The organism is Lutibacter agarilyticus, from assembly GCF_900188235.1.
Lineage (GTDB): Bacteria > Bacteroidota > Bacteroidia > Flavobacteriales > Flavobacteriaceae > Lutibacter > Lutibacter agarilyticus.
Genome location: NZ_FZNT01000001.1, coordinates 663,102 through 671,393, shown reverse-complemented (window position 1 = coordinate 671,393; position 8,292 = coordinate 663,102). Strand labels below are relative to the sequence as shown.

The 8,292-nt window shown below is 31.2% G+C and carries 6 protein-coding genes; 4 read left to right on the top strand and 2 right to left on the bottom strand.

What is annotated here, in order from left to right:
* Positions 1-620: 620 nt before the first annotated feature.
* Together CHB67_RS02715 and CHB67_RS02710 are read left to right on the top strand one after the other, a co-directional pair.
* Complete coding sequence (locus tag CHB67_RS02715) at positions 621-1,022, top strand: HU family DNA-binding protein (RefSeq protein WP_089380192.1); 402 nt, start codon at positions 621-623, stop codon at positions 1,020-1,022.
* A gap of 262 nt (positions 1,023-1,284) precedes the next feature.
* Positions 1,285-2,247: a hypothetical protein gene (locus tag CHB67_RS02710; RefSeq protein ID WP_089380191.1), complete on the top strand. Its 963-nt coding sequence runs from the start codon at positions 1,285-1,287 to the stop codon at positions 2,245-2,247.
* 216 nt (positions 2,248-2,463) lie between these two features.
* On the opposite strand, the gene CHB67_RS02705 is transcribed toward CHB67_RS02710, so the two are convergent.
* Positions 2,464-3,303, bottom strand: a complete 840-nt coding sequence (locus CHB67_RS02705; protein WP_089380190.1) for an outer membrane beta-barrel protein — start codon at positions 3,301-3,303, stop codon at positions 2,464-2,466.
* A gap of 209 nt (positions 3,304-3,512) precedes the next feature.
* Between CHB67_RS02705 and CHB67_RS02700 the strand changes: the two genes are divergently transcribed.
* Entirely contained in the window at positions 3,513-5,120 is a 1,608-nt protein-coding gene (locus tag CHB67_RS02700) for a fumarate hydratase (RefSeq protein WP_089380189.1), read from the top strand.
* A gap of 295 nt (positions 5,121-5,415) precedes the next feature.
* Positions 5,416-5,580 carry a hypothetical protein gene (locus CHB67_RS17130; protein ID WP_176461194.1) on the top strand — a complete coding sequence of 55 codons (165 nt, stop codon included), beginning with the start codon at positions 5,416-5,418 and terminating at the stop codon, positions 5,578-5,580.
* Positions 5,581-5,644: 64 nt separating this feature from the next.
* Here the strand turns inward: CHB67_RS17130 and CHB67_RS02695 are convergent, their stop codons facing one another.
* Entirely contained in the window at positions 5,645-8,095 is a 2,451-nt protein-coding gene (locus CHB67_RS02695; protein ID WP_089380188.1) for a TonB-dependent receptor domain-containing protein, read from the bottom strand.
* Positions 8,096-8,292 lie beyond the last annotated feature (197 nt).

Sequence of the window (8,292 nt, the reverse complement as noted above, 5' to 3'; positions counted from 1 at the left end):
TGCAAAAAAGAATAAGATTGTTTATACTTTCAAAGCAAAAGGTTTCTGCCTTCACAGGAATGACGTTTCTAATTTCCCCATCATACTAAACTTTTCCCAACATCTCATCACACTAATTCTCTAACAACAAGAGTGGAATGTTCACTATACTATAAACCCTCTGTCATCCTATGTTTGTATAGGAGTTAATCTTATGTTTATTTAAGTGTTAATTTTGATATAAACCAAGAAAAGTTAAAAGGGTAAAGAATAACGTAACTTAAAATTGAATCTACCAAATAGTAAAATAATCGTTACAAGAATAGTGTTAAATTACCTGTGCCTCAGTATGATTTAAAAAAAAACAATACGCTACTAAACTTTGTCAATCTTGCTCATAAAACTTGTTCAATTACCTAGAGAGTAGTGTAAAAGTTGGCGGACTTTAATAACAAGATACTACATAAAAGGCAAAAAAAAAGTACAATAATTTTTAAAATTATGTACATTAATTTTTGTAGAATAGTACTATATTTACAATTAGCTTAAAAACTCTTTTAAATAAAGGGTTTTAAAAAGTAGTATAAATATACGAAATTTTAAGGTTAGTTTTACATAAAAAAATAAAATTTATAAATAAAATGGCTATTAGATACAGAATCACAAAAAGAACCAACACTATTGCTTCAGTCAAAAAAGAACAATTTATTATGCAAGCCGTAAATACAGGAACTATTGATGTACGTCGTATTGGAGAGGAAATTAGTACCGAAAGCTCTTTATCGGAATCTGATGTTGTAGGAGTTATTTATGCATTAGGAAAAAAAATGCAGCAACATTTAGAAGAAGGGAAAATTGTGGATTTGGGTGAAGTAGGGAAATTTAAAATTGGTTTTCAAAGCAAGGCTGCAGATACAATGAAAGAATTAACTCCTAAAAATAACATTAAAAAATTTCACTTAAATTTTCAACCTTCAATAATCATGAAACGTCGTCTAAAAAAAGCTATAACAGTATATAAAGAAGGTAGTAGAAGTAGGTAATATTTTTAACATCAACCTCAGCTTAATTTGGGGCTCAAGAATTGAAGCATTAAACCAAAAAATATTTTTTTCATCTAGTCATGCTGAACTTGTTTGGCTACGCAGAATCTTCGATTTCAGCATCTTATTTTACGGACATTTTACTTTTTGTAAGAGTCGAAAAAGGTCAGAATTAACATTTTTTTATGTTTGAAGCAGGATATATCAGGATAGTTAAGTTTTTTTATTTTTATTTTTTTGTGTAAATATAATTCAATGATTTATGAAAACAATAAATTTTAAAATCACATTAATTGTAGCATTATTTGTTTTTGCAGGCTTTTACTCCTGTCAAGATGACGATACTTCTGAGATTATAGAAGAAGAAATTGTAGTTGATCCTGAAGAGGAAGAAGAAGTAGAGGAGGAACCAGAAGTAGTTGGTCCCTATTCAATCTATGTTGAGGATGAGTTAAAAGGAAGTTATACTACTTGTACAGATGGAAAAAATAATCCTAAAAGAGACGCTCCTGATATTTCAAATTCAGTGAACATAGGGGCTATTGACGATAGAAGTTGTTATGCTGATTATGAAGAAGTTACTGCTAATGATGTTGTTTATGGAGTTTATAATATCACTGATGGCTCTAATCACTTAGATGCAGTTAATACTTTACAACCAAGGATAGAACGATCTTTAGCAAGATCTCAAAAGACAGGTGTTGGTAGCTACGCAAAATTTACAGGAAGAGTGAGAATTCTTGAAGTAGGTAAAACTACTAGTGAAGGCAGTGATGGTACTTACATTATGCAAGCTAAAGGAAAGCACACAGGCGGTGGTGGTTCTGCAGATCCAGCAATTTGTTTGTATTTAGCAAAACCTGTGTATGGAAAGGATAGTAGTGGCAATACAACTCAAGTTTCTTTTGATTTGTATAGAGAGCAAATTAAAGTAAGAGGAGGATCTGGTGCTTCAGGAAGAGAAGTTGTATATTTAACAAATATTGAAAAAGGAAAGCCAACAGACATTGTATTAGAGGTTGGTTTTAGAGTAGACCCTAGCGATGCTACAAAAAAAATACATTATGCTGATGCTGTAATTGGAGGTGAGTCATTTAATTTTAACATTCCAGAACCAGAACGCGGAACACAATCAGGTATTAGATATGGTGCATATCGTGTTAAAGGCGGTAGAGCACAAATTAGATGGGCTAATACTACCTATGAAAGAGTAGAAAAAGATTAATATATTTTTATCAACGAATACATATAAATTTAAAAAAAAAGGCTGTCTGAAAGGACAGCCTTTTTTTTTAAATTCAGTGTAAAAGATTCCCGTTTTCCACGGGAATGATACTTCTTTTTGCTCGTCATGCCCAACTTGATTGGGTATCTTTCAAATTGAAACTCAACACCAAAAGATCCCCGTTTTCACGGGAATGGCGTTTTACAAAGAACCTAATTAAAAATTAGCAAGCACACTTAACGTTGGTCCGTTAAAAGACATGTCAAAACTTCCATTCCAAAAGTCTTTATCTATATCAGCATTTAACTTAAAATATCTGTAATCTACAGCAACTGAAAAATGTTTACTAAGTTGGTAACGGGCGCTTGGCCCTATATCCCATAAAGAACCAGAAAATTCATCGATTTTAATACCAAACCAATCTAACCGTGCAGTAAATGACCATTTTTCAGTAGGTGCAAAATAATACCATAACGCTACGTTAGGCAACGGTGCTGTTACGGAAACAGACGCAGTTTTAAATTCGTTATCGTTATCATTAACAATAATATTTCCTTCAATAAACGGGCCAATATTGGTAATATGAAATCCTAGTCCACCTCCTAATTCATGTTTTAAACCTGAAGATATAGTTCGCCCTACAAAAACACGATACAAACCAAATTTATAGCCTAGCTCAACATTGCTTCCTTTTTTAAATACAAATTCACCATCATTAATAGTTATATCTTCATCTAAAACAGCTTTTTTGTTATAATTTGCATTAAAATATTCGGCAGATAATTTCCAGTTTTTAGAAAAACGCCAGTCAAAATAAAATTGTGGTCTTATGGAGTTGTTCTTGAAGTCAAAAGAATCTCCAAATTCAATTTCTTGATTTTTAGAAGCAGCATTCAAACCAAATTTTACTTTTTGTGTTGGAATAAATAAACCAACACCTATTTGAAATTTACTTGTAAGAATCTTATTCTTAGTAAAAGAATTATTTGTTTGTGCATTTGTAAAATGAGTTGAAATTAAAAGGAAAAAACTTATACATACGATTATTTTTTTCACGATAAAGCGTTTTTTAAAAATTAAAAAATTGATTATCTAATTTACTTCATTATAATTAATATTACAAAAATAAAAAAAGAAAATGAAGATATTTTCAATCATTTTTGTCATTAAAGAGGATAAATAAACCTTTTTTTATCAACTATTTTCTTTATCAATTGTATATTTGCAGGAGTTAAAATTGATAATACACTAAAAATATATATAAAATGTCTGAATTTAAATACCAAAAGCCATTTCCTATTACAAAAGATACTACAAAGTATCGTTTGTTAACTAAAGACCACGTTTCTGTTGTAGATTTTGATGGAAGGAAAATTTTAAAAGTTGCACCTGAAGGTTTAGAATTGCTATCAGAAGCAGCTTATCATGACGTATCTTTTTATTTACGTGCTTCGCATTTAGAAAAATTAGAAACCATACTTAAAGACCCTGAAGCTACAGACAACGATCGTTTTGTGGCTTATACAATGTTGCTAAACCAAATGGTTGCAGCATCAGGTGAATTACCTACTTGTCAAGATACAGGAACTGCAATTTGCGTGGGAAAAAAAGGTGAAGACGTTTATACAGGTGTTGAAGATGCTGAATACATTTCAAAAGGAGTTTACAACACGTATCAAACTGATAACTTACGTTTTTCTCAAATTGTTCCTCAAACAATGTTAGAAGAGAAAAATTCTGGTTGTAACCTTCCTGCTCAAATTGATCTTTATGCAGCAAAAGGAAATACCTATGAATTTTTATTTATTACTAAAGGAGGTGGGTCAGCTAACAAAACATACTTGTACCAAATGACAAAGTCGTTGTTAACTGAAGAAAACTTAACCAATTTTGTGAAGCAACACATTATGGATTTAGGTACTTCTGCTTGTCCGCCTTACCATTTAGCATTTGTTGTTGGAGGTACTTCTGCAGAAGCAAACTTAGCAACGGTTAAAAAAGCATCTGCAGGTTATTTAGATCATTTACCAACCGAAGGCAATGATGGGGGTCAAGATTTTCGTGATTTAGAGTGGGAAGAAAAAATCACAAAAATTTGTCAAGAAAGTGGTGTAGGAGCACAGTTTGGTGGTAAGTATTTTGTACACGATGTACGAGTAATTCGTTTGCCTCGTCACGCAGCATCTTGTCCGGTAGGATTAGGAGTTAGCTGTAGTGCCGACCGTAATGTAAAAGCCAAAATTACTGAAGAAGGTATTTTTCTTGAACAATTAGAAAAAAATCCAGAAAAATTCTTACCAAAAGAAGCGCCACATTTAAAAGATGCTATTGAGTTAGATCTAGATCAACCAATGGAAAAAATACGTGAAGAACTTTCAAAATATCCTGTTAAAACGCGTTTTAGTTTAAGGGGAACTTTAATTGTTGCACGCGATATGGCACACGCAAGAATTAGTGAAATGTTAGCTAATGGAGAAGAAATGCCACAGTACTTTAAAGATCATCCTGTTTATTATGCAGGACCAGCAAAAACACCTAAAGGAATGGCTTCGGGTAGTTTTGGACCTACAACTGCGGGACGTATGGATCCGTATGTGAATGCGTTCCAAAAAGCAGGTGGAAGTATGGTAATGGTTGCAAAAGGAAACCGCTCACAACAAGTAACGGATGCTTGTAAAGCAAATGGTGGTTTTTACTTAGGATCTATTGGTGGACCAGCTGCAATTTTGGCTAAAAACAGTATTAAATCTGTTGAAGTAGTTGATTTCCCAGAATTAGGAATGGAAGCAGTTCGTAAAATTAGAATTGAAGATTTCCCAGCATTTTTATTAGTAGATGATAAAGGGAACGACTTTTTTGCAGAATTTAAATAGGTTTTCAAAATTATAAATAGCAAAGGCTGTTTATAGGCAATTATAAGCGTTATTCCGAATATGTCACACTAAGCTTGTCGAAGTGTATTTCAGAGCAACAATATATAATGCTTTTAAACAGCCTTTTTCTTGTTAAAAAGCAATGAACTAAAGTTTCATATTTTTAGTTGGAATAGTTGCAATTTTTTTTTGACTTATGAAATGAGAAATATCATAAAAAAATTAAAAAGTAGTTATGATTAATTGAAAATAAATATTAGTTTTGTTGAAATTAAAATAACAACCTTTATAAATTATGGATTTATCTCAATTTTCAGGATTTTTAGTATTCTTAACAATTTTTACCATGGGATTTTGGTTAATGATTTTCTTATTAACATTCGTAATTCCTTACTGGTTATTTGGTTCAGCTATGGAAGCTTGGAAACTTAGAAAACAAAACAAAGTAGCTAAAAAGTAATTTAGTTATATTTATATATAAAAAGCGTCTCAATTGAGACGCTTTTTTGTTATGTGTTAGTTACCTAAAACATTTCTTCACCACCATCACCATCATTACCTTGAGAACGTTCACGTTTCTTTTTCTGATTGAAACGGTACGTAAAATTCAATAAAAATTGTCGTTGTCTATATTGAAACTCTCCTTCAGAAAATGTAGTCTCAGTAGTTGTTTCAGAAATTCTTTTTCTTGAATTTAATAAATCGCTCACATTAAATGAAATGGTTGCTTTTTCTTTTAAAAGGTCTTTACTAAAAGCTAAATTAATACTAACTATTCCTAATCTTTTAGTTTGTGCATTTTGTGATGGCCCCATATACATAGCACGTGTTTGCCAATCTATTTCACCCGGTAAGGTAACTGTTGAGTTAAAACGTGTAAACCAACTAATATTGTCTGCATCATAATTAACACCTTCATAATCACCTTCAGTAGTTGCTCTAAAAAAATTAAAACTTTGTGAAAGTTTCCACCATTTAAACGGATTGTAGTTTGCTGTGAATTCAAAACCGTAACGGTCTTGCGTACTTAAATTTACAGGAGAACGAACTATAACTATGGTAGGTAATCCATTTACATCTCTAGTTTCTTCAGTTTGTATCCATTCAATGTTATTGGTTGAATGACTGTAATATACCGATGAATTTAAAGTGAATTTACTCCATCGTTTTAAATAACCTATATCAAAAGAACCTGTGTAAGTAGGGTCTAGGTTAATGTTTCCTTTTCTAATAGTTGTTTCGCTGGTTCTAGTTTCAAAAGGATTTAAATAAAAATGTCTTGGTCTTCTTAATCTTCTATTATAACCAACGGTTAAACTTTCGGTTTCACTAAACTCAATACCTACGTTTACTGTTGGAAATAGTTCTGTCCAAGTTTTTTGATTGTCTGTATTATCTCCTAATAGTTGAATGCTTCTATCTGTTGTTTCAGACCTTAAACCTAATAAATAAGAGAACTTGTTTATTTTACTTCCATATTGGGTGTAAAAAGCATAAATATTTTGCTCAAAAACTAATGAGTTTGTGAAGTCGGGATTGTTAATGAAATCTCCTGAATCTGGATCGTAATCTTGCACTAAAAAGTCTGAATCAATTTCATTAAGATTTAAATTAAAGCCTGCTTCAAATTGGGCATTTTCACCAATAGGTAATACATAATCTCCTTTCAGTGTAAATTCTGAATCACTTTCAACAGTAGTTGTTCTTTCTGGATTTCTTTCTAAAAAAGAAGGATACGTATCATAATCGGTTATAAAAGTAAATTCATTTTCATCATCGTTATTGTATTGAAAATCAAAAGATAAATTATGTCCGCTATCATTAAAATCATGCGTGTAATTTAATGAATATTCAATATTTTTATTCACATCATCTTTGTCATTAATTCGAATACTTTTTCGAGTTAATAGTTTTGAAGCGTCAAATTCACTGGTATAGTTTGTTGAAATATTATTTCTGTCGGATTCTCTATAATAAAAAGTACCCGTTAAAGAACTTTTATCCGTTAAAAAATATTCTAAGCCTAATCTGGTATTAAAACGACCTCCAGATCTATCATAGTCCGTTTTTTCATTTCTGTAAGAAGAAATTTCATCAAATTCATTAAAATAAGTTGCATTATTGTATGAATTACCTGGTGAATTTGTATAACTATAAGCTGTATTGGTGAAAAAATTAAACTTCTTAATACGATAGTTTAAGTTCACAGAACCTCCAAGATTATCTGGTATACCTGCTGTTGCAGTTACTGATGCATTGAAACCCTGAGCTTTACCTTTACGTAATACAATATTTAAAATACCTCCAGTTCCTTCAGCTTCATATCTTGCAGACGGACTTGTAATAACTTCAACCTTTTCAATAGCATCGGCAGGTAGCTGTCTTAACGCATCTGTACCACTTAAACCAACCATACTAGAAGGTTTTCCATTGATAAGAATTCGAACATTTTCACTACCACGTAAACTCACAGTACCATCAACATCAACCGTTACAGAAGGTACATTGTCTAATACATCAGATGCTGTACCTCCTTTAACGGTCATATCTTTACCAACATTGTATATTTTTTTATCTAAGCGAATTTCTACCGTACTTTTTTCAGCAACAATTTCAACTTCATCTAAAGCTTCTGCATTTATAGCCAATTCTATAACACCTAAATTTAGAGATTTTACAATTGCTACATTTTTTAATTCATAAGGTTTAAATGAAATAAATTCAATAGAAATATCGTAATTCCCAGGTGTAATTTCAATATTAAAATGACCTTTGCTATTTGTTATATCACCTGTAATAGGATCACCATTTAAAGGCTTTACTACTACAGTAGCATACTCTAACGGCTCTTTGGTGTCAAAATCAATAACAGTTCCTTTGATAGTAACTCTTCCTGTAGTTTTTGCATTGGGTAATTGAGCAAAACTTTGAGAAGCAATAAGTAAACAGCTAATAATTAGCGTAAGTTTTTTCATATATAATTCTTGATAGTTAGCGTACAAATATAGGTTAAGAAACCAATTATTACTGTTAACGAGTGTTTAATGTTTTTAAGATAAAAATAAACACCATAGTTGTTCCAAAATTCAGTAATTCAGTAACTTAAAATTAAAAATAGCTTAAAAAACAATTGAATACTGTTTTTTAAGCTATTATAAACTGTTAAATAAAA